A 25,533-nucleotide genomic window follows, 5' to 3' on the forward strand; every position below is an offset into this window, starting at 1 on the left:
ATCAGCCGCTATAGTACATGTCGAATTCGACCGGCGACGGCGACATTTCCCAACGATATACTTCGGGCCACTTCAGCTCGATATAGGCGTCGATCTGGTCCTTGGTGAACACCCCGCCCTTGAGCAGGAAGTCCTGGTCGGCGGACAGGCTTTCGAGCGCTTCGCGCAGGCTGCCGCACACCGTGGGAACCTGGGCCAGTTCGACCGGCGGCAGGTCATACAGATTCTTGTCCATCGCCTCGCCGGGGTGGATCTTGTTCTCGATGCCGTCGATGCCCGCCATCAGCAGCGCCGCGGTGGCGAGGTAGGAGTTGGCGAGCGGATCGGGGAAGCGGAACTCGACGCGCTTCGCCTTGGTGCCGGCGCCATAGGGGATGCGGCACGAAGCCGAGCGGTTGCGCGCCGAATAGGCGAGCAGCACCGGCGCTTCGAAGCCCGGCACCAGCCGCTTGTAGCTGTTGGTGGTCGGGTTGGTGAAGGCGTTGATCGCCTTGGCATGCTTGATGACGCCGCCGATGAAGAACAGGCAGGTTTCCGACAGGCCGGCATAGCCGTCGCCGGCGAAGGTGTTCTTGCCCTCGTTCCAGATCGAAATATGCGTGTGCATGCCCGAACCATTGTCCGCCTTGATCGGCTTGGGCATGAAGGTCGCGGTCTTGCCATAGGCCTGGGCGACCATCTTCACGACATATTTGTAGATCTGGATGCGGTCGCAGGTTTCGACCAGCTTGCCGAAGGTCAGGCCCAGTTCGTGCTGGCTGCCCGCGACTTCATGATGATGCTTGTCCATGGGCAGGCCCATTTCCAGCAGCGTCGACACCATTTCGGCGCGGATGTCGGTGGTCACGTCGACCGGACCGACGGGGAAATAGCCGCCCTTGGCGCGCGGGCGGTGGCCCATGTTGCCGCCTTCATAGGTGGTGCCAGTGTTCGTGGGCAGTTCGACGTCGTCCAGCTTGTAATAGCTGCTGTTGTAGGTGTTATCGAACTTCACGTCGTCGAACATGAAGAATTCCGGCTCGGGACCGATATAGACGGTGTCGCCAAGGCCGGTGGACTTGAGATAGGCTTCGGCGCGCTTGGCGGTCGAACGCGGGTCGCGCGAATAGAGCGAACCGTCCTCCGGCTCGACGATGTCGCATACCAGGATCAGCATCGGCGTCGCGCTGAACGGGTCGATATAGACGGCGTCCAGGTCGGGCTTGAGGATCATGTCCGACTCGTTGATTTCCTTCCAGCCCTCGATCGAGGAGCCGTCGAACATCAGGCCGTCGGTCAGTTCATCCTCGCCGATGACGCCGGCGCACATGGTCAGGTGATGCCAGGCGCCCTTGGTGTCGGTGAAGCGGACATCGACCCACTCGATCTCCTTTTCCTCGATCATCTTCAGAATGTCTTTAGGCGTGTTGGCCATGTGTTCTTGCCCTTCTCTAATGATTCCCCCCGAGGGAACCTGTGGTTGCCCGCTTTGCGCCGATCTTTAAGGAACGGCGCAGAAGTCGTTGAAATATCAGATTGCGTCGCTGTCCTGCTCGCCGGTGCGGATGCGCAGCGCCCTTTCGATGGTCGACACGAAAATCTTGCCGTCGCCGATCCGGCCGGTCTGCGCGGCGGCGGAAATCGCCTCGACCACGCGGTCGGCCATGGCATCGTCGACCACCACTTCCAGCTTCACCTTCGGCAGGAAATCGACGACATATTCGGCGCCGCGATACAATTCGGTATGGCCTTTCTGCCGGCCAAAACCCTTGGCTTCGGTTACGGTGATGCCCGACACGCCGACTTCGTGCAGCGCTTCCTTCACTTCGTCGAGCTTGAACGGCTTAATGATCGCTTCGATCTTCTTCATCGTTTATTCCCAACCCAGTCGCATCCCGGCGGTGCGGACCATCCGTTACCGCCGGCTCTCCCGGTGACGTGCGATCATGCCCCCAAAGGCACGTGCCGTCCCCTTAACAAACAATTACCGTGCCAAGTGGCGAATCGCCGGAAGCAGCTTTCGGCGATGCAGCAATCTTTGTCCATATTGCCCGGATTTCGGGCAATTCCTCTCCTGCCTGCCTCAAATTTGGGCAGCGCATATTTCAATCGCCGTCACGCGCCATAGGGCGGCGCGTCAAGCCCCGTCGGGCTCCTGGTAAAGATCTCGCAGCCGTCCTGCGTGATGCCGATACTGTGCTCGAACTGCGCCGAAAGCGATCGGTCGCGGGTGAGCGCCGTCCAGCCGTCTTCGGCCATCTTGATGTCGGGCTTGCCGATGTTGATCATCGGCTCGATCGTGAAGAACATGCCGGGTTTCAGTTCCGGTCCGGTGCCGGGGCGGCCGACATGGACGACATCGGGGCTGTCGTGGAACACGCGCCCCAGGCCGTGACCGCAAAAATCGCGCACGACGCCATAGCGGTGCTTTTGCGCATGCTGCTGGATGGCATGGCCGATATCGCCCAGATGATTGCCCGGCTTTGCCTGCGCGATGCCCAGCATCAAGCACTCGTAGGTCACCTCGACCAGCCGCCGCGCCTTGATCGGCGCGTCGCCCGCTATGTACATGCGGCTGCTGTCGCCATGCCAGCCGTCGACCTGCGGCGTCACGTCGATGTTCAGGATGTCGCCATCGCGGATCACCTTGTCGCCCGGTATGCCATGGCAGATCACATTGTTGAGCGAGATGCAGCAGCTGTGCGTATAGCCGCGATAGCCCAGCGTCGCCGGCACGCCGCCGCCGTCCAGCGTCATCGCGCGCACGATGTCGTCCAGTTCGCCGGTGGTGACGCCCGGCACCACATGGGGCACCAGCGCGTCGAGGATTTCCGCGGCCAGCCGGCCCGCCTTGCGCATGCCCGCAAAGCCGCTCTCGTCATACAGTTTGATCGCGGAAGATCGTGATACCGGCGTACCCGCCGTCATGGTCATATAGTCGGTCATGTGCCATCTATAGGCATTGCATCGCGATATTGCGAGTGTCGGCGAAAGCCCCGGATCTGACGGCCCTCACGCTCTGGCGCAGGCGTCGAACGTGCGTCAGACGCTCAAGGATCGCTGGCGGATACGGTGTTGCGGCGGGCTTCATGGTCGTGGACAGGCTCCCCGCCTGGCCGATTCACCGTGGCGCATTTCAAATCCACCGCACTAGGCATCGGCGACGGGGCGGGCTATGGCCCAGCCATGGCTGATCCAACACGCATCTGGACCGCGGCGCTGATCGTCATCGGCGACGAAATTCTCTCTGGCCGCACGCAGGACAGGAACATCGCGCAGGTTGCGTCCTGGCTGAATGTCCAGGGCATCCGGCTCAAGGAAGTGCGCGTGATCGCCGACGATGCCGATGCGATCGGCGAAGCGGTGAACCTGCTGCGGGCGCGCAACGACTATCTGTTCACCACCGGCGGCATCGGTCCCACCCATGATGACATCACCGTGGATGCGATCGCGGCGGCGCTGGGCGTCGGGGTCGAAATCCATCCCGAAGCGCGCGCCGCGCTGGAACGCCATTATGCGACGCGCGGGGGATTGACGGACGCGCGGTTGCGGATGGCGCGAGTGCCCGCCGGCTCCAGCCTGATCGAAAACCGCATGTCCGGCGCGCCGGGCATCCGCCACGGCAATATCTTCATCATGGCTGGCGTGCCCCACATCACCGCGGGGATGCTGGAAAGCCTGACCGGCACGCTGGAGGGCGGCGATCCGCTGATATCGGCGCAGATCGGCTGCTGGGTGCCCGAAAGCGAGATCGCCGACCTGCTGCACGATGTCGAACGCAGCCATGACGGGTGCCAGATCGGCAGCTATCCCTTTTTCCGCGAAGGCCGGGTGGGCGCCAATTTCGTCGTGCGCTCGACCGCGCGCGACGGGCTCGACCGGTGCGTCGACGACCTCGTCGCCAGGCTTGAGGCGGCGGGCTGGCCGGTGGAGCCGGGCGGCATCTGATCGCGATGCGTGAAGGGGCGGGGCGGGACATCCCGCCCTGCGTCCGTTCAATCGAGCGAAGCGGTCTGGATGACCGGCGCTTCGCTCATCGCGTCGCCCTTCGCCTTGTCGTAGCAGCGCACATAATCTGCCGGCTGGCGCAGGCCGTACATGCCGTGATAGCCGCACACCTGCCGCGCGGCGAGCGTGATGCGCTTGTCCAGCGCGGCGCGCCCGGCGGCGGTATTCAACTGCAAATCGTTGATTTCCACCGCGCGCGAACGAGTGATCGTGCCCGCCGGAGCGTCATAGCTGACGACGAGGTCGGACTGGGCCAGGGCCGGGGCGGCAAGCGCCAGCGTCGCGGTGATGGCGACGCTGAAAGCCCCCAAGGGGCGGGTGACACGAAACATGGGCATCCTCCTGCGCAAGTTCGGCTTTGCGCCGATTCTCGCAATGACGTGGACGTCGGCGGTATGTGCCGCGGACATGTCTGCAATAGGCGTTGTCGGCCCGCAATTCAACGTGACACCCGCGAAAATCCGCGGAAATGCGATGCCAGTCGGACCGAAATGGCCTCCATCCGACTGGCATGGCGCCGGGTTCATATATTCATGGTCAGTCCGCCGGGGCGGCTGTATCAGACGTTTCGCGCACAGCGGCGATCTTGAGCAGCACTTCCTTGCGCTTTTCCTCCAGCGCCGTTTTCGTGCTCGGGTCCGCCGTGCCGATCTGGGTTTGCAGGAAGGTGGCCGTCGCGCGCAGGTTGCGTTCCTCGATGATGGCGTCGCGCCCGGCCGCGTTGACCCCGGCATCCAGCAGCACCTGCAATCCATGCGAAAAGGAACAGGTCTGGTGATAGCGATTGACCAGCCGGATCATCTCGTCGACCGGATAGTCGCCGATCGCGGTCTTTCGCTTGGAAATGAGTTCGGTCAGCACCTTGGCGCGCTCGCCGTCTATCACCTTGGTGATCGCCTGGGTGATCTGGTTGCGATAGACATGGGTGTTGATATGGTCCTGCGACCCGCTGGTCACGGCGGCCGCGCCCGACAGGATCGATTTGGCCAGGTCGCCGCCGACGATGGTCGATGCCGCCGACAATGCTGTCGTGGCGATGCTGAACCCGCTGTTGGTCGCCGCTTCCACCGACGTCATCCGGCCTTTTTCCAGCGTGCAGATATTGTCGGCCTGCGTCAGCAGCACGGATTCGAGGCGACCGCGAGCGGCGGCATCCGCGGATGCGGCTTTATAGGCGGTCGGATCGAACGCGGCATCCGGATCGGTCGGATCGGGTGCTTTATCGCTGGGAAATCTGAAGCAGTCGAGGTCGATCACGCCCAGGCGGGACAGCCCGCCGCCGCGCACCGTCGGGCAACTCGACTGATGATAATCGGCCACAGTATTGGGGTTGACCCGCGCCTTGGTGGAAATCGTCTCGCAGCCCGACAGGACGATGGCGGATGCGGACAAGACAATGACAGCAATTAATCTCATAATTGGCCCCCCAATATGGTAATGTTGACTATGTGGCCGGCATTGTTCGGACACAAGGACAACTATTGCAATATAATATCCGCTATAGTCTCAATTACCACCATAATGAATTTAACCTGGCATGAAGCGCCTTCCGCGCGCACGTCGTCTTCGCGTGCCGTCACGACGCGTGCGATTCGCATTGCCGTGGCTTGCGTCCGGGTGACGATGGCAGGCCGGGCCGCAACGCCGCTGGCTCCTGGAAGGCGTGGGACATGGGCGCGGTCGATCCGCATTTCGCGCGCCCTTGGGACCAGGGCGAACTGGAAATGGTGAGTCCAGCTGGGTTCGAACCAGCGACCTACTGATTAAAAGTCAGTTGCTCTACCGACTGAGCTATGGACCCGCGCGCCGGAGTGGGGACGCACTAGTCAGCGTCGGGCGCGGGGTCAACCTCTTCGCAGCGGCTTTCGCAACCGCGCGCGCAACTGCGCCACCGTGCGGCCGCTCGTCGGGTCGCGCCAGCGCGGCGCGATCCGCGCCAGCGGCGTCAGCACGAAATCGCGCGCGGCAAAGGCGGGGTGGGGGATGGCGAGGCCCTTTGCCTTCGCCGCGCCGCCCGACCACAGGATGATGTCGATATCGAGCCGCCGCGCGCCCCAGCGCAACGCCCGCTTGCGGCCGAAGCGCCGCTCGATCGCCTGGAGCGCGCGCAACAGGTCGGGCGGGGCGAGGCCGCTTTCCACGATCAGCGCGCCGTTGGCGAAGCGCCGCCGCGACGGGCCGACAGGGGCCGTCATGATGATGGGAGAGCGGGCGCGGACCGGCCCGATCTCCGCGGCGATCGCCGCCACCGCCGCCTTGAGGATCGCCGCCGGCGTCAGCCGCGCCGACAGCGCCCGGTTGGAGCCGAGCGCGAGCGCATAAGATCGGGCTTGGGGGGGAGGGGACCGCATGACGGCTGGCCTACGCCCTGCCCGTATGCCTGAAAAGCCGATCATCGCTCGCCGGTCATTCGGCCAGGCGCAACGCCACTTCGTTCATGAAGCGCGCGTCGTCATTCTTCGCCAGCCATTCCGCTTCCGCGCCGATCGCGCCCAGCATGGCGGCGAGCGCGTCCATCTCGCTCTTGTGATAGTTGCCAAGCACATAGCCATGCACCCGGTCCTTGTGGCCCGGATGGCCGATGCCGATCCGCACCCGGCGAAAATCGGGGCCGATGTGCGCGTCTGTCGACCGCAGGCCGTTATGCCCGGCGGTGCCGCCGCCGCGCTTGACCTTGACTTTCATCGGCGCCAGGTCGAGTTCGTCGTGAAAGACGGTCACGTCCTGCGGCGTCAGCTTGTAGAAGCGCATCGCCTCGCCGACCGAACGGCCGCTTTCGTTCATGAAGGTCGCGGGCTTGACCAGGACGATCTTTTCCGTGCCGATCCGCCCGTCCTGCACCCATCCCTGGAACTGTTTTCTGGGCGGGGAAAAGCGGTACATGTCGGCGATCAGGTCGGCGGCCATGAAGCCGACATTGTGCCGGTGCATCGCATAGGTGGGGCCGGGATTGCCCAGGCCAGCCCAGATCTGCATCGCTCATCTCCCTGAATCAAAAACCTCCGTTCGTGCCGAGTGGTCCTTACTCGGCACGAACGGAGGTTGATGACATTCGCTGGATCGAAGGCGATTACTCGCCTTCGCCCTCGGCTGCGGCCGCCGCTTCGCTGCCGCTGCTCTTGAGCGCGGACGGGGCAACGATGGTCGCGATGGTGAAATCGCGGTCCTCGATGGCGGGCTTGGCGCCCTTGGGCAGCTTGACCGCGCTGATGTGGATCGAATCGCCCACTTCAAAGCCGGTCAGGTCGATCACGACATCGTCGGGAATTTCGGCGGCGTCGACGATCAGGTCGACGTCATGACGAACGACGTTCAGAACGCCGCCCTTCTTGAGGCCGGGCGATGCGTCTTCATTCTCGAAGCGCACGGGCACCGCGACGGTGACGGTGGCATGTTCGGAAACGCGCAGGAAATCGGCGTGCAGCGGACGATCCGTCACGGGATGAAAGGCAACGTCCTTGGGCAAGGTGCGAACCTTGGCGCCGCCGACTTCGACCATGACGACCGAATTGAAGAAGTGACCGGTGCCCAGCAGCTTGCTCAGCAGCTTTTCCTCGACGTGAATCGACTGGGGTTCTTCGTTGTTTCCGTAAATGACGGCTGGTACGCGGCCCTCGCGGCGGAGAGCGCGGGAGGCTCCCTTGCCTGCCCGATCGCGTGCCTCGGCCGACAACATAAGCTGCTCGCTCATTGCGTGTCTCCAAAAGCTCGATTGATACAAATACCCGCCACGCCTCCAGGGATGACCATCGCGGGAAGGCGGCCCTCTAGCAGAAACGCGCCGGAAAGCAAGCGCGGCGGCTATTGCACCCGCGTCACGGTAAAGCCTTTCGCCTGCAGCAGCGCGATCAGATTGTCGCGCCCGGTCAGGTGCCCGGCGCCCACGGCGATGAAGGGCTTGCCCGCCATCGCGTCGATCGCCTTCACCCAGTCGCGGTTGCGCGCCACCAGCACGGCGTCCTCGACCAGCGGGTCGGGCTGTTCGCCCATCTGGTCCTCCTTGGCGATGGCGTCCATGTCGCCGGTCCGCCATGCCTTGAGGATGCGGTCGTAAAGCCCGCGCATGTCCTGCGCTTCACGCACGGTCTGCACCAGCAATCGCCGCTGCGCATCGTCGGGCAGCGTGTCGAAGGCCGAAAACTGCCGCTCGATCGTTTCCAGCCCGCCGATCGGCTTGCCCGCCGCCTTGAACGCCGCGATCAGCGCCGGTTCCACGCCATTGTCCTGGCTGATGGCCAGCGCCTGTTGCGTGGCGGAGGACAACAGCATCGCCGCCGCCCAGCTTTCATAGCCCGACAGCAGCTGCGTCGTGGTGCCGCCGCCCGCCGCGACCGCGCGGAGCGCGGGCCTGTCATCCTGGGGCACGCGCGCTTCGAGCGGGGGCAGGCCGGCGCTGCGGCCCATCTTTTCGAACAGCGCCAGCGTCTTGGCCTCGTCCTGCAGATCCGCCGCCTCCAGCACCAGCCGGTCGGACTTGTCCATCGCCTCGCGGATCGTGCGCGTCTGCCACATGATATCCTTGGGCAGCACATGGATGGTGCCCAGCAATGTCGCGTCCAGCGCGCCGCGCTGCACCCGCCACAGCGCCGGCCCCGGTTCGCGCGGCGGCGGGGCAGGGGCCTTGCCGCACGCGCTCACCATGGTGAAGGCGATCAGCGCCAGCAACCATGTCGCCAGCCACGATCCTAAAAGTCGCGTCATGCTCATTTCCTCACCCGTTCGGACGTCACGCCCAGCGCCGTCATCTGTGCCTGCACGCTGCCCTTGCCCGCCAGGTGCCCCGCGCCCACGGCCACGAACACCACCCCCGGCCGCGCCATCCGCGCCTTGATCCACTGCGCCCAGCGCGCGTTGCGATCATATAGCAGCACCTTGGCCAGCTCCGGCGTCGCTTCCAGCGACTCGTTCATTTCCGCCGCCAGCGCGTCCGGTTCGCCGCTTGCCCAATGGCCGATCAGCATCGCGAAATCCCGTTCGACATCGGGCAGCCCCGTCACCGTCGCCGTCAGGAAGCTCAGTTGCTGCGCCATCGGCAGCGTGTCGAAATAGCCGATCTGCTGTTCGGGTGTTTCCAGCGCGCCCACCCGCTTGCCCGCGGTTCGGGCGGCCGTCGCCAGCATCTTCTCGACGCCCAGGTCGGAGCGATAGCCCAGCCGTTCGAGCGGCGCGACCGACAGCGCCATGCCCGCCATCCACGGCTCCATCGTTTCGAACGATTGCCACGGCAGGCCGTTGGCGGTCATCGCCGCCTTGTACCCCTCGCGCCCGGCCGGCTCCAGCCGCTCGCTCAGCGCCACGCCATCGGTCGCGATGGCCCGCGTGCCGATGATCGCCGCCATCGCCGCCGGGCTTTCCGGCTCGATGATCTCCAGCACCAGTTCCTCCGACCGGTCGAACGCGTGCTTCACCGCGCCCTCGAACCAGCGCACGCCGGGCTTGAGCACATGGACGGTGCCGAACAGATAGATGGTGGTGTCCGCATCGCGCGCCATCCACAGCGCGGGCGACGCCACCGATGCATCGGCAGGCCGCGCCTCCCGCGCGCTGGCGCCACCGCCCATCAGCAACAGCGCCGCCACCGCGCTCAACCCGCCCGAAATCGCTTTTCGCATGATCATGGCGCCTGTCATGTAAGCCTCGCGCCGCCGGGGCAAGCGGCTTAACCCTGTTTGGCCGCGCGCGGGCCGCCCCTTGACCCTTTTGCCACCATGGGCCAAGGCAACGCGCCTGCATTTCCTCCTATTTCCGGTGACAGACGTGGCCGACGGCACAGCGCTTTCCTTCCAGGACCTGATCCTCACCCTGCATGCCTATTGGGGCCGGCAGGGCTGCGTCATCCTGCAACCGCTGGATATGGAGGTGGGCGCCGGCACCTTCCACCCCGCCACCACGCTGCGCGCGCTCGGCCCCCAGCCGTGGAACGCCGCCTATGTTCAGCCCAGCCGCCGGCCGACGGACGGCCGCTATGGCGAAAACCCCAACCGGCTCCAGCATTATTACCAGTATCAGGTGATCATGAAGCCGTCGCCCGCGAACCTTCAGGACCTCTATCTGGGAAGCCTCGCGGCAATCGGCATTGATCCCTTGGTCCACGACATCCGCTTTGTCGAGGATGACTGGGAAAGCCCGACGCTGGGCGCCTGGGGGCTGGGCTGGGAAGTGTGGTGCGACGGCATGGAAGTCACCCAGTTCACCTATTTCCAGCAGATGGGCGGCTTCGATTGCAAGCCGGTCGCGGGCGAACTGACCTACGGCCTCGAACGGCTCGCCATGTATATCCAGGGCGTCGACAGCGTCTATGACCTCAAATTCAACGATGCGGGCGTCACCTATGGCGACGTCTTCCTTGAAAATGAGCGGCAGATGTCGAAATGGAATTTCGAAGTCGCCGACACCGAAAAGCTGTTCCGCTGGTTCAAGGATTGCCGGGCGGAATACGACCAGTGCATCGACAATGGCGTCCCGCTCGCCGCCTTTGAACAGGCGATCAAGGCGTCCCACACCTTCAACCTGCTCCAGGCGCGCGGGGTGATCAGCGTCCAGGAACGCGCCAGCTACATGGGCCAGGTCCGCGACATGGCCAAGGGCAGCTGCGAAGCGTGGATGCAGAGCAACGGGTGGGCTGCGTGATGACCGACTTCCTCCTCGAACTGCGCTGCGAGGAAATTCCCGCGCGTATGCAATTGAAGGCCAGCGATGATCTCGCTCGCCTGTTCGCCGAGGAACTGGCGAAAGCAGGCCTCACCCCCGGCGCGATCGACAGCTTCGTGACGCCCCGCCGCCTGGCGCTCATCGCCCGCGACCTGCCGCTCCAAACCGCCGCCGTCAGCGAAGAACATAAAGGTCCGCGCACCTCCGCGCCGCCCCAGGCGCTCGAAGGCTTCCTGCGCAAGACCGGCCTGACCCAGGACAGGCTGGAGGATCGCGACGGTGTCTGGTTCGGCGTCGTCGGCAAGCCCGGCCGCGCCACCGCCGATGTGCTGGCAGACGCCATCCCCGCCGTCATCCGCGCCTTTCCCTGGCCCAAATCCATGCGCTGGGGCGCCGCCAGCCAGACGACCGAAAGCCTGCGCTGGGTCCGCCCGTTGCAGGGCATCGTCGCCATCCTTGGCGAAGAGCTGGTGGACATAGAGATCGAGGGCGTTCGCTCCGGCTACGCCACGCTCGGCCACCGCTTCCATCACCCCGATCAGATCACCATCGGCGGCGCGCACGACTATGTCGAAAAACTGCGCGCCTGCCATGTCATCGTCCGCCATCAGGAACGGCGGGCGATCATCGAGGCAAAGGCGGCGCAGGCCGCCGCCGCGCGCGGATACACGGTCATCGAGGACAAGGGGCTGGTCGCCGAAAATGCGGGCCTCACCGAATGGCCGGTGCCGCTGCTGGGCGATTTCGATCCCGCTTTCCTTGAGGTTCCACCTGAAGTTATCCAGCTAACCCTGCGTATCAACCAGAAATATTTCGTGCTCAAGGGCGCGGACGGCAAACTCGCCCCGGCCTTCATCTGCACCGCCAATATCGACGCCAAGGATGGCGGCGCGGCGATCATCGCCGGCAACCGCAAGGTGCTCGCCGCCCGCCTCTCCGACGCCCGCTTTTTCTGGGAACAGGATCGCAAGACGCGGCTGGAGGACCATGCCAAGAAGCTGGAACGCATCACCTTCCACGAGAAGCTCGGCACCGTCGCCGACAAGGTCGAACGGGTGGCGAAGCTGGCCCGCTGGCTGGTGGAAGAGGGCATCGTCAAGCCTTCCCCGACCGTCACTCCAGCCCTTACCGTCACCCCAGCCCTTACCGTCACCCCAGCGAAGGCTGGGGTCTCAGGCGGCAGCGCGCCAACGCCTGAAATGCCAGCCTACGCTGGCATGACGAAAGAGGCGTTGGCCACCCTCGCCGAACAGGCCGCGCGCCTGTGCAAGGCCGACCTCGTCACCGAAATGGTCGGCGAATTCCCCGAACTGCAAGGCATCATGGGCGGCTATTACGCCCGCGCCGAAGTGGATGAGAATGGCCTGCGGCGCTGGCCCGACGCCGTAGCCGACGCCATCCGCGACCATTACAAGCCGGTCGGGCAGGGCGACGACGTCCCCGCCGCGCCGGTCACGGTCGCTGTGAGTTTGGCGGATAAGCTGGATACGCTAGCTTGGTTCTTCCAGAAGGATATGCCGCCGTCGGGGTCACGCGATCCTTTCGCTCTTCGACGGGCAGCTCTTTCCGTGATTGCGTTGATCACTAGGAATGGATTGCGGCTGAATTTGAAGCGTCTTACTGGCAGGATTATCGCGATTGTTGGCCTCATGGAAGATAACCAACGGTCTAAAGAACGGGCGTTCAGGGATGAGGTTATGCTCAAGAACAGCCCAATTCAGAAGTACGTCCACGAAGATGGAGATATTCTGAGGCCGCTAAGTTGGTCTGACAGCTTTGTAGACGAATTCATTGATCTTGAATGGCTTAGTGGACAAGGCACACTTAGAACGCGCTTTTCTGAGTTTGATAGACATCTTCTCGACTTCTTCGCCGACCGCCTCAAAGTCCAGCAACGCGAAGCCGGCGTCCGCCACGACCTGATCGACGCGGTGTTCGCGCTTGGCCAGGAAACCGGACAAATCGAGGATGATCTCGTCCGCCTGCTCGCCCGCGTGAAGGCGCTCCAGTCCTTCGTCGCCACCGACGACGGTGCCAACCTGCTCGCGGGCTACAAGCGCGCCGCGAACATATTGAAGAAGGAAGCCCCGGCCCCATCCACACCTCACGTCATGCCAGCGCAGGCTGGCATCTCGGGCGGCGGCGCGCCAACGCCAGCGACCCCAGCCGTCGCTGGGGTGACGGACGATTTTACCCTGTCCTACACGCCCGAAAAGGCCGAAGCTGAGCTTATCGCCGCGCTGTCACAGGCGCAGCCGCGTGCCGCGCGGGCGGTCGAGGCCGAGGATTTCGAGGGCGCGATGGCCGCGCTCGCGACGCTCCGCGCGCCCATCGACGCCTTTTTTGAAACGGTCACGGTCAATGATGCCGACGCGGACAAGCGCGCCGCGCGCCTCGCCCTGCTCGCGCGGGTCCGCGATGCGGTGCATGGCGTCGCCGACTTCTCTAAAATTGCGGGGTAAGGCAATAAAATGCCACGTCGAGCGCGAAATGTGCGAAGTTAAGCCAGGGCGAGACGCGCAAGCGACTTGCCGCCCGCAGAATCTCTTTGTTGCGGCGCACAATTCTTCTATTGGTCGCCCCATGACGGAGACCGCCCCACGATGATCACCATGGAAGAGGCCAGCATGAGCACCACCGCCACTCGTTACGTCTATCGCTTCGGCGGCGGGATCGATGATGGCGGACAGGGTGATCGCAATCTCCTGGGCGGCAAGGGCGCGAACCTCGACGGCATGGCCGCGATCGGCCTGCCGGTGCCGCCGGGCTTCACCATCACCACCGCGATGTGCACTCGTTATTATGAAGATGGCGGCAAATATCCCGACAGCCTGAACGCGGAAGTCGAAAGCGGCATCGCCCATATCGAAGCGATCACCGGCAAGCGCTTCGGCAATCCCGCCGACCCGCTGCTCGTTTCGGTCCGTTCCGGCGCGCGCGCGTCGATGCCCGGCATGATGGACACCGTCCTCAACCTCGGCCTCAACGACGAAACCGTGGCCGGCCTCGCCGCGACGTCTGGCGACGAACGCTTCGCCTGGGACAGCTATCGCCGCTTCATCCAGATGTATTCGGACGTGGTGCTGGAACTCGATCATGGCGCGTTCGAAGAGGCGCTGGAAATCGCCAAGGAAGACCAGGGCTACAGCCTCGACACGGAAATGACCGCCGACGACTGGAAGATGCTGGTCGCCGAATATAAGGCGCTGGTTGAAAAGCTCTGGAACAAGCCTTTCCCGCAGGACGTCCACGACCAGCTCTGGGGCGCGATCAGCGCGGTGTTCGGATCGTGGCAGTCGGAACGCGCCAAAGTCTATCGCCGCCTCAACAACATCCCCGGAGAATGGGGCACCGCCGTCAATGTGCAGGCGATGGTGTTCGGCAATATGGGCGAAACGTCCGCGACCGGGGTGGCCTTCACGCGCGATCCCTCGACCGGCGAAAATGTCTATTATGGCGAATTCCTGATCAACGCCCAGGGCGAGGATGTCGTCGCCGGCATCCGCACCCCGCAATATCTGACGAAGGCGGCGCGCGAACGGGCCGGGGCCAAGCCGTTGTCGATGGAAGAAGCGATGCCCGAAACCTATGCTGAACTGGCCGGGGTGTTTCGGATCCTCGAAACCCATTATCGCGACATGCAGGACATCGAATTCACCGTTCAGCAGGGCAAGCTGTGGATGCTCCAGACCCGTTCGGGCAAGCGCACCGCCAAGGCCGCGCTCAAAATGGCGGTCGACATGGCGCAGGAAGGGCTGATCACCGAAGAGGAAGCGGTCGCCCGTGTCGATCCCGCCGCGCTCGACCAGTTGCTCCACCCCACGCTCGATCCGACCGCCCCGCGCGACGTGCTGACCAAGGGCCTGCCCGCGTCGCCCGGCGCCGCTTCGGGCCTGATCGTCTTCGATGCCGACACCGCCGAGCGTCGCGCCGAAATGGGCGACGCGGTCATCCTCGTCCGGGTCGAAACCAGCCCGGAGGACATTCACGGCATGCACGCGGCCAAGGGCATCCTGACCGCGCGCGGCGGCATGACCTCCCACGCCGCCGTGGTCGCGCGCGGCATGGGCCGCCCGTGCGTTTCAGGCGCGGGCAGCCTGTCGATCGACAAGGTCGCCAAGATCCTGCGCGTCGGCGGCCGCGAGCTGAAAGAGGGCGACATCCTCACCATCGACGGTTCGACCGGCGAAGTGATGGCGGGCGAAGTCCCCACGGTCCAGCCTGAGCTGGCCGGCGATTTCGGCACGCTAATGGTCTGGGCCGACAAGGTCCGCCGCCTGCGCGTGCGCGCCAACGCCGAAACGCCGCAAGACTGCAAGGTCGCGCGCGAATTCGGCGCCGAGGGTGTCGGCCTGTGCCGCACCGAACATATGTTCTTCGACGCCGCCCGCATCACCGCCGTGCGCGAGATGATCCTGGCGGACAGCGAAAAGGGCCGCCGCGTCGCACTCGACAAGCTGCTCCCCGAACAGCGCGATGACTTCGCCCAGATTTTCATGGTGATGGCCGGCCTCCCCGTCACCATCCGCCTGCTCGATCCGCCGCTGCATGAATTCCTGCCGCACGGCGAATCCGAATTCGAAGAGGTTGCCAGGGCCGCCGGCGTCAGCGTCGATGTGCTCAAGCGCCGCGCGGCAGAACTGCACGAATTCAACCCTATGCTCGGCCATCGCGGTTGCCGCCTTGGCGTCACCTATCCCGAAATCTACGAAATGCAGGCGCGCGCGATCTTCGAAGCGGCGCTGATCGTCAAGCAGCGTGAGGGCGACGCGCCAATCCCCGAAGTCATGATCCCGCTGGTCGCGACCGCTAAGGAACTGGAACTGATGAAGGCGATCGTCGATCGCGTCGCCGCAGAAGTCTTCGCCGAACAGGGCGACAGCGTCGAATATCTGGTCGGCACGATGATCGAATTGCCCCGTGCGGCGCTCAAGGCCGGGGAAATTGCGGGTGTGGGCGAATTCTTCTCGTTCGGCACTAACGATCTCACCCAGACCACGATCGGCATCAGCCGCGACGACGCTGGCCGCTTCCTGACGCAATATGTCGACAAGGGCATCTTCGCGCGCGACCCGTTCGTCAGCATCGATGTCGAGGGCGTTGGCGAACTGATCGAAATCGCGGCGGAGCGGGGCCGCAAGACCAGGCCCGACATCAAGCTTGGCATTTGCGGTGAACATGGCGGCGATCCGGCCTCGATCGCTTTTTGCGAAGCGACCGGGCTGGATTATGTCAGCGCCTCGCCCTATCGGGTGCCCATCGCCCGTCTGGCGGCGGCGCAGGCGGCTCTGGCGCGCCGGACGGATTGATCGTCCGGCCTGAGCGTCATCCGGCTCAGATGTCCGTCTTCAAACGGTCATAGCGCTGGCTGTGTTCGTCAAACTTGCCCGCCTGAAGCAGTTGGGCCTGTTCGCGCCACTCATCCCGCGCGATCAGTCCCGGCTTGCGCCCAAGGCGCGCTTCCAGCGTCGCTTGCTCTTCCTGACTTAGCGCAGCGATCTGCGCGTATCGATGATAGCCGGCTTCGTTCAGTGCCATTTCGTCCTGAGCCGACACCGTCCTGATGCGCGTCAGATCGTCATGGCCATGTGTCGCTGTGGCTGCGGTCGTTGCCGTGCCCGCACCGATGGGTCCGCGCTGCTGCTCCAGCTGTTCGATCCGGGCCTTGGCAGCCGCAATCTGTACGTCCCCGTCCTTGCGCGTCCGGTCGTGGGCATGGCGCTCGTCTCGCCACGCCCGCTTGTATTTCCCCCGCCCGCTCAAGATCAGTCCCATCAGCAGGCCGATCATCAGGGTTATCGCCAGCAGCGCGATATCATTGATGGTGAAGCTCATATGACATCCTCTTCACAGCCGAAACGGTTGGAAGTCGCATAAGGTTGCGACCAATGCCCTTGGCGGTAGATAGTTCGGGGAAAGGCGAAAAAGGGGCTTGCCAGAGCCGGCGGCCGCGTATATCCGCGCCACTCCAGTGCACCCGTAGCTCAGCTGGATAGAGCATCAGACTACGAATCTGAGGGCCGGGCGTTCGAATCGCTCCGGGTGCACCATTTGCTTCAAACCCACCTTCACGCCACCAAAAAGCGTGAAAGGTGAGGATGTTAGCGGCGTTCTAAATCCGCTATTCCGGACATATTGGAGCCGATCCGCAAAAATGAGCGTAAGGACCATTTGCTTGAGTTCAAGCTGGCCAGAAGTCCATAATATATAAGGCTTTTTGACGAAGGCCATTGCAGTTCTAAATGCGTCGTCGAAAGTGCCCAGCAGAGTGCCGCACTTGGCGGCCTGCTCCTTCAGTTCGACCTTGCGGGCCTCGGCCTCGAAGAGTCGCTGTTCATAGGCAGCAATGAGCGTCTTGTTCTCGGTTCCCAAAGTGCGCTCGACAAGTTTCTTGGCTTCGCGCTCGACCTCCCGGATTTCGAGGGCAAGGGCGGCCTTCCGTTTTGCGGCCAAATCGTCCTGCTGGTGCCAATGATGGCTCAGCACGTCATGCATCAGGTCATACATGGCGGGCGCTGGCGTGATGGATTTCAGAAGTTCCTCAAACTCGCCTTCGATCTTCGCGCGCGGGATCGAGAGGCCATAGTCCTCACAGGACTTCACGCGGCAATGATAATAGGCGTAGCGCTTGCCCGCTTCCTACAAAGCCACCCCGATTTTCCAAAAACTTCGCATGGCACGGTCAAGGACCAGACGGCCAAAAACATTCTGATGAACCCGCTCTACGCCGGATATGTCTATGTGCCCGAATGGGATGTTTCCCTGCGACCGGGGCATCATCCCGCACTTGTCAGCTTTGACACCTTCCAGCGCGTCCAGCGCCGCCTACAGGGCAATAGCAAGGGCTTGGTGCAGACGGACAACAGCGCCGACTTCGCATTGCGTGGCCATGTCGTCTGCGGCTGCTGTGGGACTCGCCTGACAAGTTGCTGGGCAAAGGGCAGCATGGGCAACTTCCGCCTGCGTCGCCAGATGACCGCAGGCAAAACCCTCGATGGCATTTTGTATGATCGTTGCCATCGGCTCGTCGCGCAGGATTTGGGCGCGGTCGTTCCGGCTTTCCTTGCGGCGATATTTATAGCCATATCCTGCGCCTTGATCGTCTCGGCTTCACCGATCAGGCGGCGCAATGTCGGTGCGATAGTTTCACGAATGGTCTGCTTGGTCTTCTCGACACTATCAAGGCCGTCAGGCTTTCCGAGCCTTTCCCGCACTTCCTTGGCTTTCCTGCCAAGCAGGCGAGGGATAGAGAATGTTTCGCCCTGCCACGAAATGGCGACGTGATCGCGGTCGTCGCCCCGCGCAAGATACAGGCCGCGTGATGACAGTGCTTTGGCGAAAGAGTCTGCATTGTCCGAGTCCGCCCATGCTTCCTGCGCCAGCGTCTTCATATGCTTCATATCACGGCCCATGCGCTGGGCCTGCTGGTATTCGGCGAGAGTGAAGTTGCGGGGGTCGCGGTCTTCTCTATCGATCATGCCGCGCGGCATGTCCCAGCCGCGCTCTACGAATATCTCCTTTGACAGGTTAAAAAGGCGCTCCTTGAAAAAGGGCAGCGGCTTGACCGTCAGCGTATCGCCATCGATCCGGCTAATGACAAGATGGCAATGCCGCCTCCCGTCATTTTCGTGAAAGACTGCAATGTGCGGCTGTTCGGCTAGGCCGATGCGTTCTTTGATCCGGCGAATGGCATCGTCAAAAACATCGTTGCCCACGCGCTCTGTCGGCGGCGGTGAGAGTGACACGTGGAAGAGGTATTTTTGAGACCGGACACCCGAGGCTATAGCGTCGGTGTCTCGCATCGCGCCATGTACGTCGTCGGCCATGAATCCATCAACCGAATGCACCTCGACCCGCTCGTTCCGCTTCTCGTTCAGAAGATATTTGCCGAGCGCAACGGCATCGCCCCTCGTGGACGCCTTGAAGATCATCGGCGGCGCTTTTTCGGGAGAAGGGTAAGCAGGATGTCCCGGATGGTGATCAGCGCGCGGCTCGCTTCGCAGACTACGGCTTCAGTTTCCGGGGTGACGGTAATGGTCCGCTCGTTGATCGCCTTCGCAATCTGGTTGAGGTTACTGCCGATACGAGAAGTGCCCAGCCAATTATAGATGCGGGCAAGACTGTCCCTGTCTTGCGGCGTCAGTTCATTCCGGTCCCGGACAGTTGGCAAGTCCAGATACAGGTCAGCACACATTTTGAAAAACGCGCCCAGCGGCATTCCGGCTGCGCCGAGCAAATAGCGGGCGCGCTCGTCCACCGAGAGCCGGACGCTATGCGGGGCTTCCCGTTTGGGCTTTTTATCTGACATGGGTGCATCTGGAAATAAAAGAGCGCATGACCCGCATCCGTGGGAATGCAGGTCATGCGCTCATGGTTGAACGAAGCTGGGGAATTACGACGGATTACGGTGCGGGCGGATCAGGACCTTCTAGGATTTCTGCCGGGATTTCCGAAAGGCGCTCGTTCCAGTCGGCCAAGATGGCGAACAGTTCGTTCAAACTCTCTCCATCCGGGTGCACCACTTTCCCCATTTCCACTTTCGCGGGTTGCAAAAGCCTGAAAAAGCGCAAGGGCCAGTGGCGTTTCAAGCCCGCTATTCCAAGCGATCCATGAAAACGAACGTCAGCACGATGTGGCTGTGGTCGACTGCCGCCCGCCCGCCTGGAGAACGCTCAACGCTTGCGCGTCAGCTCGCGCATCGCCGCGTCCAGCCCGTCGATCGTGAGCGGATACATGCGGTCATTGACCAATTGACGGACCATCTTGCCCGACTGGCTATAGTCCCAATATTGTTCGTCCGCGGGATTTATCCACACGGTCGCGGGATAGGTGCCGGTCAGCCGTTGCAACCACACAATGCCCGCTTCCTCGTTCATATGTTCGACCGATCCGCCCGGATGAGTCAGCTCATAGGGACTCATCGCCGCGTCGCCGACCAGGATCACCTTATAGTCGTGACCATATTTGTGCAGGATATCCCAGGTCGGGATGCGCTCTGAAAAGCGGCGGCGATTGTCCTTCCACACGCCTTCGTACAGGCAGTTGTGGAAATAGAAGAATTCCAGATTCTTGAATTCGCTGGTCGCGGCCGAAAACAGCTCCTCGCACAGCTGGATGAACGGGTCCATGGAGCCGCCGACGTCGAGAAACAGCAGCAACTTGACCGCATTGTGCCGTTCCGGCCGCATGCGGATGTCGAGCCAGCCCTGCCGCGCGGTGCCGCGAATGGTTTCGTCCAGGTCCAGTTCGTCCGCCGCGCCTTCGCGTGCGAAGCGGCGCAGGCGGCGCAGCGCAACCTTGATGTTGCGCGTGCCAAGCTGGCGCTGATTGTCGAGATTCTGGAATTCGCGCTTTTCCCAGACCTTTATCGCCCGCTTGTTCTTGCTCGTTCCGCCGATCCGCACGCCCTCGGGATTATAGCCACCATTGCCAAAGGGGGATGTGCCGCCGGTGCCGATCCACTTGCTGCCCCCCTCATGGCGGCCCTGTTGTTCCTCCAGCCGCTTTTTCAGCGTCTCCATGATTTCGTCCCAGGATCCGAGCGACTTGACCTTGGCCATCTCCTCGGCGCTGAGGAATTTTTCCGCGACCAGCCGCAGCCAGTCTTCGGGAATGTCAGCTCCTTCGACGGTGTTCGCGCCTTCAAGCCCCTTGAATATCCTGGCGAAGACCTGGTCGAACCGGTCGAGCAGCCCTTCGTCCTTCACATAGGTCGCGCGCGCCAGATAATAGAATTCCTCCGGCCGCCGGCCGATCACTTCGCGGTCGAGCGCTTCGAGCAGCAGCAGATGTTCCTTGATGCTGGCCGGAATGCCGGCAGCGCGGAGCGCGTCGAGAAAATTGAGCATCATGATATTGGACTTGTCGGCCAGCGCGCCTGGCGATGCAAGTCTGCGATGACCGGGCGGCGCGGTTTACCGCCCCTTGCGATCACCCTTGCTGGCGACGATCAGGGTGCGGGCGCCGTCCGCGCCATAGGCGGTGGTCGATCGCGCGCGCGCGGTCGCCGGGTCCTTGCCGTCGAGCATGGCGGCGATCTGGGTTTCGCTCGGCAGGCGGTCATAGGCGTCATAGACTTCGGTGCGGCCGACCGAATGGATCGACAGGCGATAGCCGCCGCTCGTGCCGACAGGGTCGAAGGCCATCACTGTGCCGCCATCATCCACCGGCACCAAAACCGAACCGCGAGCATCGCCGGCGCTCTGCAAAATCTCAAGAGCGCCGGATGTCGTTTCGACATGGCCGCGCACGCACAACGCATCGCGCCCGTCGCGCGGAAAGCCGGGCTGGCGCGCGGTGATGTCGGTCGATGCGTCATACAGGAGGCGCGCGATGCCCCTCGCCGGGGCCAGGCAGGACGCAGGTGCCAGCGGCGCGGCGGGCAGAGGCGTGGCGGCGGCGTCGAAGCGAAGTCCCGCAAGCATCGCGTCCAGCCCCGCCAGCACTTCTGCCCGCCGCTCGCTGGGGCCTGTGATCCGCAGCTTCACCATCCAGCGTCCCGTGTGAAGCAACGCCGCGGCGGTGGTGAGGTGGCCGTCCGCCGCGTCGTCATAGACCGCACGGATCGCGGCGCCGGGCTGGCCGCCGACGCTGACGCTGTCATAGGATGTGCGGCGGGTCTTGCCGCCGAACCGGTCCATGATCGCGCGGTCGGTCATGTACGCGCCAAGCGCCGCATCGGCGAATCCTGGCATATAGATATAGATGGTGCCCTGCACCGCGCCGTCGGCCGACACATATTGTGCGACATTGTCGATGCCCCGGCCGCCGTTGGAAATCTCGCCCGTCCTGTCGAGCGCCAGCGTACCCGCGCTCATCGGCGCAGCGATGCCGGCGGCGCTCACCCGTACGGTGTCGGCGGTCGTCGTCCAGGCGCCATCATCGCTGGCGGCAAGCGCGATGGACGCGCTGGTCGCCGCCAGGGCGGCCAGGAACAGGGAAATCACGCACTTGGGCATGGACATCCTTCCTAAAATCAAACCGTCTGTCGCGGCTTTGAACGGAAAGGATCACATGTATTTCGCAGTGGCGCAAGACCCTGATGTCAGGTCAAGGGCCGAATTTTCGCCGATAATGCGGCGATGCGGGACAGCGGCTGCCGGCGGGAAGCGTCAGCGGCCCTGTCGCCGGCTCATGAACGCCAGCCGTTCGAACATCATCACATCCTGTTCGTTCTTGAGCAGCGCACCGTGCAGCGGCGGAATCGCCTTGCTGCTATCGGCAGACTGGAGCACGTCGAGCGGCATGTCCTCGGCCAGCAGCAGCTTGAGCCAGTCGAGCAGTTCGCTGGTGCTGGGCTTTTTCTTGAGGCCGGGCACTTCGCGGATATCGTAGAAGATATCGAGCGCGCGGTTGACCAGGATCTTCTGGATGCCGGGGAAATGCACGTCGATGATGGCCTGCATCGTCTGGCGTTCGGGAAATTTGATATAGTGGAAGAAGCAGCGGCGCAGGAAGGCGTCGGGCAGTTCCTTTTCATTGTTCGATGTGATGATGACCACCGGCCGCTCGACGGCGGCGATCGTTTCTCCGGTTTCATAGACGTGAAACGCCATGCGATCGATTTCCTGCAACAGGTCGTTGGGAAATTCGATGTCGGCCTTGTCGATCTCGTCGATCAGCAGGACGGGCAGGGTGGGGCTGGTGAAAGCCTCCCACAGCTTGCCCTTGCGGATGTAATTGGAAATGTCGTGAACCCGCTCTTCGCCGAGTTGGCCGTCGCGCAGGCGGGCGACTGCGTCATATTCATACAGTCCCTGATGCGCCTTGGTGGTCGACTTGACGTTCCATTCGATCAGCGGGGCACCCAGCGCGTCTGCGATCTGTTGCGCCAGAACGGTCTTTCCGGTGCCCGGCTCGCCCTTGACCAGCAGCGGGCGGCGCAGCAGCACGGCGGCGTTGACCGCGACTTTCAGATCATCGGTCGCCACATAATCGGCGGTGCCTTCAAAACGCATGCGCGACGTTCCATCCCTCTTGCAGTGCCGCACAGAGGTAGGGAAAGGCTTGGGCGCACGCAAGCGTGGAAGCAGGGGAGACGGGCTAGCCCTGTTCGCGGGCGCGAAGCCCGGCGCGAGCCTGCATCAGGTCCCACAGGCCGCGATGCTGGCTGAGCAGTTGGCGCGCGCCGAACAGGATTGCGCGGTCGATGCCGTCGTCTCCGCCGATCGACGCGGCGACGCCCAGCGTCTCTTCGCGATCGGGCAGGGTGCAGGGCTGGGGTTCGAGCCCCACGCGCAGCGCCGCCATGTCGAGCAGGCGGCGTACGCTTTGCCAGTCGAGCGCCAGCGCCAGCGCCGCGCCCATGGCGCAACCGCGCCGGTCGGACTGGGCGAGCATGTCGAGCGCATGGCGTTGCTGGCCGACCGCCGTTTCGCAATCGGCCTGGCCGGCGGTGCTGGGGGCGGGCCCGACGGCGACCGTGACCTGGGCCAGATAGGCGCGTTCACGCGCGAAGGCGTCGGCGGCCTGCACTAGCCAGGCGCGGGCACCATTGTCGGCCGAACGAGTCGCGGCATGATCGATCACACCCGGATGGCGACCGTGGAGCATGCAGAGATAATAAGCGGCATCCGCCAGATCCGCGATCGACTGCGGCCGCGCGCCCGGCTCGCGGCTGCCTGCCTGAGCCACATAGCCGTGACCGGCCGAACCGTCGGCGCGCGCCAGAGCATCGAGAATATGGGAGACATGTCCTCCCTTATGCAACGGTATGGCTTCGCTCATCGTCGGATCCCCGCAGCCCGCGCGCGCTAGCAGGGCTTGGCAGCGTTTCTACGGGTCCGGAGTAAATAGCAGGTTAAGCGCGCGCCAGGCCGAGGGCTTTACTGATCGAGAAAACTGCGCATCTTGCGGCTGCGGCTCGGATGCTTGAGCTTCCTCAGCGCCTTGGCCTCGATTTGCCGGATGCGTTCGCGTGTCACGCTGAACTGCTGGCCCACTTCCTCCAGCGTATGATCGGTGTTCATGCCGATGCCAAAGCGCATGCGCAACACGCGTTCCTCGCGCGGCGTCAGCGACGCCAGAACGCGGGTGACGGTTTCCTTGAGGTTCGCCTGAATGGCCGCGTCCACGGGGATGATCGCATTCTTGTCCTCGATGAAGTCGCCCAGATGCGAATCCTCCTCATCGCCGATCGGCGTTTCGAGGGAGATCGGCTCCTTGGCGATCTTCATCACCTTGCGCACCTTCTCCAGCGGCATGGAAAGGCGTTCGGCCATTTCCTCCGGGGTCGGTTCGCGGCCCTGTTCGTGCAGGAACTGGCGGCTGGTGCGGACCAGCTTGTTGATCGTTTCTATCATATGGACCGGAATACGGATGGTCCGCGCCTGATCCGCGATTGAACGGGTGATCGCCTGCCGGATCCACCAGGTCGCATATGTGCTGAACTTGTAGCCGCGACGATATTCGAACTTGTCGACCGCCTTCATCAGGCCGATATTGCCTTCCTGAATAAGATCAAGGAATTGCAGGCCGCGGTTCGTATATTTTTTAGCGATGGAAATGACCAGGCGCAGGTTCGCCTCGACCATTTCCTTCTTGGCGATGCGCGCTTCGCGTTCGCCCTTTTGCACCATATTGACGATGCGGCGAAACTCGCCGAGCGACATGCCGGTCGCCTGCGCGATTTCGCCCACTTCATTGCGAATGCGCTCGACCGCGCGCTCTTCGGCGGCGGCAAAGGCGGCCCATTTCTTGTCGATGCCGCTGATCTTGTCCATCCACCCATCGTCAAGCTCATGATTGACGTAGCGGTCGAGGAAATCCTTGCGCGGCACCTTGTGCCGTTCGGCCAGGCGCAACATCTGCCCGCCCAGCGCGGTCAGGCGCCGGTTGTAGGCATAAAGCTGATCGACCAGATATTCGATCTTCTGCTGATGAAACTGGACGCTTTCGACCTGCGCGGTCAGACTTTCGCGCAGCTCGTGATAATGATCTTCCTGCTTCTGGCCCATCGCCTCGCCGTTGGCCATCGCGGCCATGCGGGTTTCCTGGATTTTCGAAAAGGCGCGGAAAATCTCGGTAATGGTCGCGAATTTCTCCAGCGCCATGGGCTTTAGCGTTTCTTCCATCTGGGCGAGGGAAAGCGTGTTGTCCTCTTCCTCCTCCTCTTCCATCCGGGGCGTGCGCCGTTCGGTCAGGCCGTCTTCCTCTTCGGCGTCGGCGGATTCCTCTTCAGGCTCCTCCTCTTCCTTGAAGCTGGGACCGGCGGTCTTTTCGCTGATCTCTCCATCGTCATCCTCGGCGCCTTCCTCCAGGCTCTCCGGGGCGGGGTCCTTGGACAGCATGGCGTCGAGATCCAGTATCTCGCGCAGCTGCATTTCGCCGTTATTGAGCGCGGTCGACCATTCGATGATCGCGTTGAAGGTGGTCGGGCTTTCGCACAGCCCCAGGATCATGGTGTCGCGACCGGCCTCGATCCGCTTGGCGATGGCGATTTCGCCCTCGCGGCTGAGCAGTTCCACCGCGCCCATCTCGCGCAGGTACATGCGAACGGGATCGTCGGTGCGATCGACCGTTTCCTTCTTCTTTTCGCCGACCGGCCGGGGCGCGCCTTCTTCGTCCTCGGCCGCCTCGTTGGCGTCGTCGGCGTCGTCCTCGCGTTGCTGGTCCTCGTTATCGTCGCTGGCTTCTTCGTTCTCGACGATGTTGACGCCCATGTCGTTGAGCGCGGACATCACATCCTCGATCTGCTCGGAGGACATCTGGTCCTGCGGCAGCGCGGCGTTCAGTTCGTCATAGGTGATGTAGCCGCGCTTCTTGGCGCGGGCGAGCAGCTTCTTGACCGACGCTTCGTTGAGGTCGAGCAAAGGCGCATCGCCGCTGTCGACTTCCTCGCCCGCACCCTTGCCGTTTGCCTTGCTTGCCATCTATTCGCCTTAACTGCGTCGCCAC

Annotated in this window: 23 protein-coding genes, 2 tRNA genes and 1 pseudogene; 6 read left to right on the forward strand and 20 right to left on the reverse strand. The window is 63.2% G+C overall.

From position 1 onward, the window contains the following. Window position 1 precedes the first annotated feature (1 nt). From glnA to map, 3 genes are all read right to left on the reverse strand, one after another. Window positions 2-1,414 (reverse strand): type I glutamate--ammonia ligase, encoded by a 1,413-nt coding sequence (glnA, locus tag WG908_RS12795; protein WP_340186980.1) that lies wholly within the window; start codon window positions 1,412-1,414, stop codon window positions 2-4. 96 nt (window positions 1,415-1,510) lie between these two features. Then, window positions 1,511-1,849: a P-II family nitrogen regulator gene (locus WG908_RS12800; RefSeq protein WP_340186981.1), complete on the reverse strand. Its 339-nt coding sequence runs from the start codon at window positions 1,847-1,849 to the stop codon at window positions 1,511-1,513. Window positions 1,850-2,094: 245 nt separating this feature from the next. Next, window positions 2,095-2,925, reverse strand: coding sequence for a type I methionyl aminopeptidase (gene map, locus WG908_RS12805; RefSeq protein ID WP_340186982.1), 831 nt, complete (start codon window positions 2,923-2,925; stop codon window positions 2,095-2,097). A 240-nt stretch (window positions 2,926-3,165) separates the two neighbouring features. Between map and WG908_RS12810 the strand changes: the two genes are divergently transcribed. Beyond that, the gene (locus tag WG908_RS12810; RefSeq protein ID WP_340186983.1) at window positions 3,166-3,927 is read left to right on the forward strand and encodes a competence/damage-inducible protein A; all 762 of its coding nucleotides are present in this window, start codon (window positions 3,166-3,168) and stop codon (window positions 3,925-3,927) included. Window positions 3,928-3,974: 47 nt separating this feature from the next. Here the strand turns inward: WG908_RS12810 and WG908_RS12815 are convergent, their stop codons facing one another. The 8 genes from WG908_RS12815 to WG908_RS12850 all read right to left on the reverse strand — a co-directional run bounded on the left by WG908_RS12815 (window position 3,975) and on the right by WG908_RS12850 (window position 9,599). Further along, window positions 3,975-4,319 carry a UrcA family protein gene (locus WG908_RS12815; RefSeq protein ID WP_340186984.1) on the reverse strand — a complete coding sequence of 115 codons (345 nt, stop codon included), beginning with the start codon at window positions 4,317-4,319 and terminating at the stop codon, window positions 3,975-3,977. Window positions 4,320-4,524: 205 nt separating this feature from the next. Beyond that, entirely contained in the window at window positions 4,525-5,403 is an 879-nt protein-coding gene (locus WG908_RS12820; RefSeq protein ID WP_340186985.1) for a hypothetical protein, read from the reverse strand. 309 nt (window positions 5,404-5,712) lie between these two features. Then, window positions 5,713-5,788 (reverse strand) — tRNA-Lys (locus WG908_RS12825). A gap of 43 nt (window positions 5,789-5,831) precedes the next feature. After that, window positions 5,832-6,338 (reverse strand): 2-amino-4-hydroxy-6-hydroxymethyldihydropteridine diphosphokinase, encoded by a 507-nt coding sequence (folK, locus tag WG908_RS12830; RefSeq protein WP_340186986.1) that lies wholly within the window; start codon window positions 6,336-6,338, stop codon window positions 5,832-5,834. Between the two features lie 55 nt (window positions 6,339-6,393). Continuing rightward, window positions 6,394-6,963 (reverse strand): aminoacyl-tRNA hydrolase, encoded by a 570-nt coding sequence (gene pth, locus WG908_RS12835; RefSeq protein WP_340186987.1) that lies wholly within the window; start codon window positions 6,961-6,963, stop codon window positions 6,394-6,396. Between the two features lie 94 nt (window positions 6,964-7,057). Then, entirely contained in the window at window positions 7,058-7,678 is a 621-nt protein-coding gene (locus tag WG908_RS12840) for a 50S ribosomal protein L25/general stress protein Ctc (protein ID WP_340186988.1), read from the reverse strand. Between the two features lie 110 nt (window positions 7,679-7,788). Next, window positions 7,789-8,688, reverse strand: a complete 900-nt coding sequence (locus tag WG908_RS12845) for a TraB/GumN family protein (protein ID WP_340186989.1) — start codon at window positions 8,686-8,688, stop codon at window positions 7,789-7,791. A gap of 2 nt (window positions 8,689-8,690) precedes the next feature. Further along, window positions 8,691-9,599 carry a TraB/GumN family protein gene (locus tag WG908_RS12850; protein ID WP_340186990.1) on the reverse strand — a complete coding sequence of 303 codons (909 nt, stop codon included), beginning with the start codon at window positions 9,597-9,599 and terminating at the stop codon, window positions 8,691-8,693. A gap of 145 nt (window positions 9,600-9,744) precedes the next feature. Between WG908_RS12850 and WG908_RS12855 the strand changes: the two genes are divergently transcribed. The 3 genes from WG908_RS12855 to ppdK all read left to right on the forward strand — a co-directional run bounded on the left by WG908_RS12855 (window position 9,745) and on the right by ppdK (window position 15,947). Then, window positions 9,745-10,617 carry a glycine--tRNA ligase subunit alpha gene (locus tag WG908_RS12855; RefSeq protein WP_340186991.1) on the forward strand — a complete coding sequence of 291 codons (873 nt, stop codon included), beginning with the start codon at window positions 9,745-9,747 and terminating at the stop codon, window positions 10,615-10,617. Next, window positions 10,617-13,100: a glycine--tRNA ligase subunit beta gene (gene glyS, locus WG908_RS12860; protein ID WP_340186992.1), complete on the forward strand. Its 2,484-nt coding sequence runs from the start codon at window positions 10,617-10,619 to the stop codon at window positions 13,098-13,100. The genes WG908_RS12855 and glyS overlap by 1 nt, the downstream gene beginning before the upstream one ends. A 141-nt stretch (window positions 13,101-13,241) precedes the next feature. After that, window positions 13,242-15,947 carry a pyruvate, phosphate dikinase gene (ppdK, locus tag WG908_RS12865; RefSeq protein WP_340186993.1) on the forward strand — a complete coding sequence of 902 codons (2,706 nt, stop codon included), beginning with the start codon at window positions 13,242-13,244 and terminating at the stop codon, window positions 15,945-15,947. 25 nt (window positions 15,948-15,972) lie between these two features. On the opposite strand, the gene WG908_RS12870 is transcribed toward ppdK, so the two are convergent. After that, window positions 15,973-16,473 carry a helix-hairpin-helix domain-containing protein gene (locus WG908_RS12870; protein ID WP_340186994.1) on the reverse strand — a complete coding sequence of 167 codons (501 nt, stop codon included), beginning with the start codon at window positions 16,471-16,473 and terminating at the stop codon, window positions 15,973-15,975. Window positions 16,474-16,611: 138 nt separating this feature from the next. Between WG908_RS12870 and WG908_RS12875 the strand changes: the two genes are divergently transcribed. Together WG908_RS12875 and WG908_RS16565 are read left to right on the forward strand one after the other, a co-directional pair. Continuing rightward, a tRNA-Arg gene (locus tag WG908_RS12875) sits at window positions 16,612-16,688 on the forward strand. Between the two features lie 661 nt (window positions 16,689-17,349). Continuing rightward, window positions 17,350-17,415 (forward strand): annotated as a pseudogene (locus WG908_RS16565) (hypothetical protein); the annotation flags it as partial. Here the strand turns inward: WG908_RS16565 and WG908_RS12880 are convergent. The 8 genes from WG908_RS12880 to rpoD all read right to left on the reverse strand — a co-directional run bounded on the left by WG908_RS12880 (window position 17,415) and on the right by rpoD (window position 25,508). Beyond that, window positions 17,415-18,569 carry a relaxase/mobilization nuclease domain-containing protein gene (locus tag WG908_RS12880; RefSeq protein WP_340186995.1) on the reverse strand — a complete coding sequence of 385 codons (1,155 nt, stop codon included), beginning with the start codon at window positions 18,567-18,569 and terminating at the stop codon, window positions 17,415-17,417. The pseudogene WG908_RS16565 and the gene WG908_RS12880 overlap by 1 nt on opposite strands. Beyond that, on the reverse strand, window positions 18,566-18,946 hold the full coding sequence (gene mobC / locus WG908_RS12885) for a plasmid mobilization relaxosome protein MobC (protein WP_340186996.1): 381 nt from the start codon (window positions 18,944-18,946) through the stop codon (window positions 18,566-18,568). The genes WG908_RS12880 and mobC overlap by 4 nt, the downstream gene beginning before the upstream one ends. A 94-nt stretch (window positions 18,947-19,040) precedes the next feature. Continuing rightward, window positions 19,041-19,226: a hypothetical protein gene (locus tag WG908_RS12890; protein ID WP_340186997.1), complete on the reverse strand. Its 186-nt coding sequence runs from the start codon at window positions 19,224-19,226 to the stop codon at window positions 19,041-19,043. An 84-nt stretch (window positions 19,227-19,310) separates the two neighbouring features. Further along, entirely contained in the window at window positions 19,311-20,489 is a 1,179-nt protein-coding gene (locus WG908_RS12895; protein ID WP_340186998.1) for a vWA domain-containing protein, read from the reverse strand. 63 nt (window positions 20,490-20,552) lie between these two features. Further along, window positions 20,553-21,596, reverse strand: coding sequence for a hypothetical protein (locus WG908_RS12900; protein WP_340186999.1), 1,044 nt, complete (start codon window positions 21,594-21,596; stop codon window positions 20,553-20,555). A gap of 153 nt (window positions 21,597-21,749) precedes the next feature. Then, on the reverse strand, window positions 21,750-22,595 hold the full coding sequence (locus tag WG908_RS12905; protein ID WP_340187000.1) for an AAA family ATPase: 846 nt from the start codon (window positions 22,593-22,595) through the stop codon (window positions 21,750-21,752). Window positions 22,596-22,680: 85 nt separating this feature from the next. Beyond that, the gene (locus WG908_RS12910; RefSeq protein ID WP_340187001.1) at window positions 22,681-23,364 is read right to left on the reverse strand and encodes a DUF6975 family protein; all 684 of its coding nucleotides are present in this window, start codon (window positions 23,362-23,364) and stop codon (window positions 22,681-22,683) included. Between the two features lie 98 nt (window positions 23,365-23,462). Further along, on the reverse strand, window positions 23,463-25,508 hold the full coding sequence (gene rpoD, locus WG908_RS12915) for an RNA polymerase sigma factor RpoD (protein ID WP_340187002.1): 2,046 nt from the start codon (window positions 25,506-25,508) through the stop codon (window positions 23,463-23,465). Between the last annotated feature and the right edge of the window lie 25 nt (window positions 25,509-25,533).

The sequence above is a fragment of the Sphingobium anseongense genome, assembly GCF_037725245.1.
Classification (GTDB): domain Bacteria; phylum Pseudomonadota; class Alphaproteobacteria; order Sphingomonadales; family Sphingomonadaceae; genus Sphingobium.

Coding starts and splice junctions, on each gene's coding strand:
- WG908_RS12870 (WP_340186994.1), bottom strand. CDS start 16,473: ATGAGCTTCACCATCAATGATATCGCGCTGCTGGCGATAACCCTGATG.
- WG908_RS12880 (WP_340186995.1), bottom strand. CDS start 18,569: ATGATCTTCAAGGCGTCCACGAGGGGCGATGCCGTTGCGCTCGGCAAA.
- rpoD (WP_340187002.1), bottom strand. CDS start 25,508: ATGGCAAGCAAGGCAAACGGCAAGGGTGCGGGCGAGGAAGTCGACAGC.
- ppdK (WP_340186993.1), top strand. CDS start 13,242: ATGATCACCATGGAAGAGGCCAGCATGAGCACCACCGCCACTCGTTAC.
- mobC (WP_340186996.1), bottom strand. CDS start 18,946: ATGTCAGATAAAAAGCCCAAACGGGAAGCCCCGCATAGCGTCCGGCTC.
- folK (WP_340186986.1), bottom strand. CDS start 6,338: ATGCGGTCCCCTCCCCCCCAAGCCCGATCTTATGCGCTCGCGCTCGGC.
- WG908_RS12905 (WP_340187000.1), bottom strand. CDS start 22,595: ATGCGTTTTGAAGGCACCGCCGATTATGTGGCGACCGATGATCTGAAA.
- pth (WP_340186987.1), bottom strand. CDS start 6,963: ATGCAGATCTGGGCTGGCCTGGGCAATCCCGGCCCCACCTATGCGATG.
- glnA (WP_340186980.1), bottom strand. CDS start 1,414: ATGGCCAACACGCCTAAAGACATTCTGAAGATGATCGAGGAAAAGGAG.
- glyS (WP_340186992.1), top strand. CDS start 10,617: ATGACCGACTTCCTCCTCGAACTGCGCTGCGAGGAAATTCCCGCGCGT.
- WG908_RS12900 (WP_340186999.1), bottom strand. CDS start 21,596: ATGCCCAAGTGCGTGATTTCCCTGTTCCTGGCCGCCCTGGCGGCGACC.
- WG908_RS12820 (WP_340186985.1), bottom strand. CDS start 5,403: ATGAGATTAATTGCTGTCATTGTCTTGTCCGCATCCGCCATCGTCCTG.
- WG908_RS12910 (WP_340187001.1), bottom strand. CDS start 23,364: ATGAGCGAAGCCATACCGTTGCATAAGGGAGGACATGTCTCCCATATT.
- WG908_RS12895 (WP_340186998.1), bottom strand. CDS start 20,489: ATGATGCTCAATTTTCTCGACGCGCTCCGCGCTGCCGGCATTCCGGCC.
- WG908_RS12840 (WP_340186988.1), bottom strand. CDS start 7,678: ATGAGCGAGCAGCTTATGTTGTCGGCCGAGGCACGCGATCGGGCAGGC.
- WG908_RS12800 (WP_340186981.1), bottom strand. CDS start 1,849: ATGAAGAAGATCGAAGCGATCATTAAGCCGTTCAAGCTCGACGAAGTG.
- WG908_RS12845 (WP_340186989.1), bottom strand. CDS start 8,688: ATGACGCGACTTTTAGGATCGTGGCTGGCGACATGGTTGCTGGCGCTG.
- map (WP_340186982.1), bottom strand. CDS start 2,925: ATGACCGACTATATGACCATGACGGCGGGTACGCCGGTATCACGATCT.
- WG908_RS12850 (WP_340186990.1), bottom strand. CDS start 9,599: ATGCGAAAAGCGATTTCGGGCGGGTTGAGCGCGGTGGCGGCGCTGTTG.
- WG908_RS12815 (WP_340186984.1), bottom strand. CDS start 4,319: ATGTTTCGTGTCACCCGCCCCTTGGGGGCTTTCAGCGTCGCCATCACC.
- WG908_RS12810 (WP_340186983.1), top strand. CDS start 3,166: ATGGCTGATCCAACACGCATCTGGACCGCGGCGCTGATCGTCATCGGC.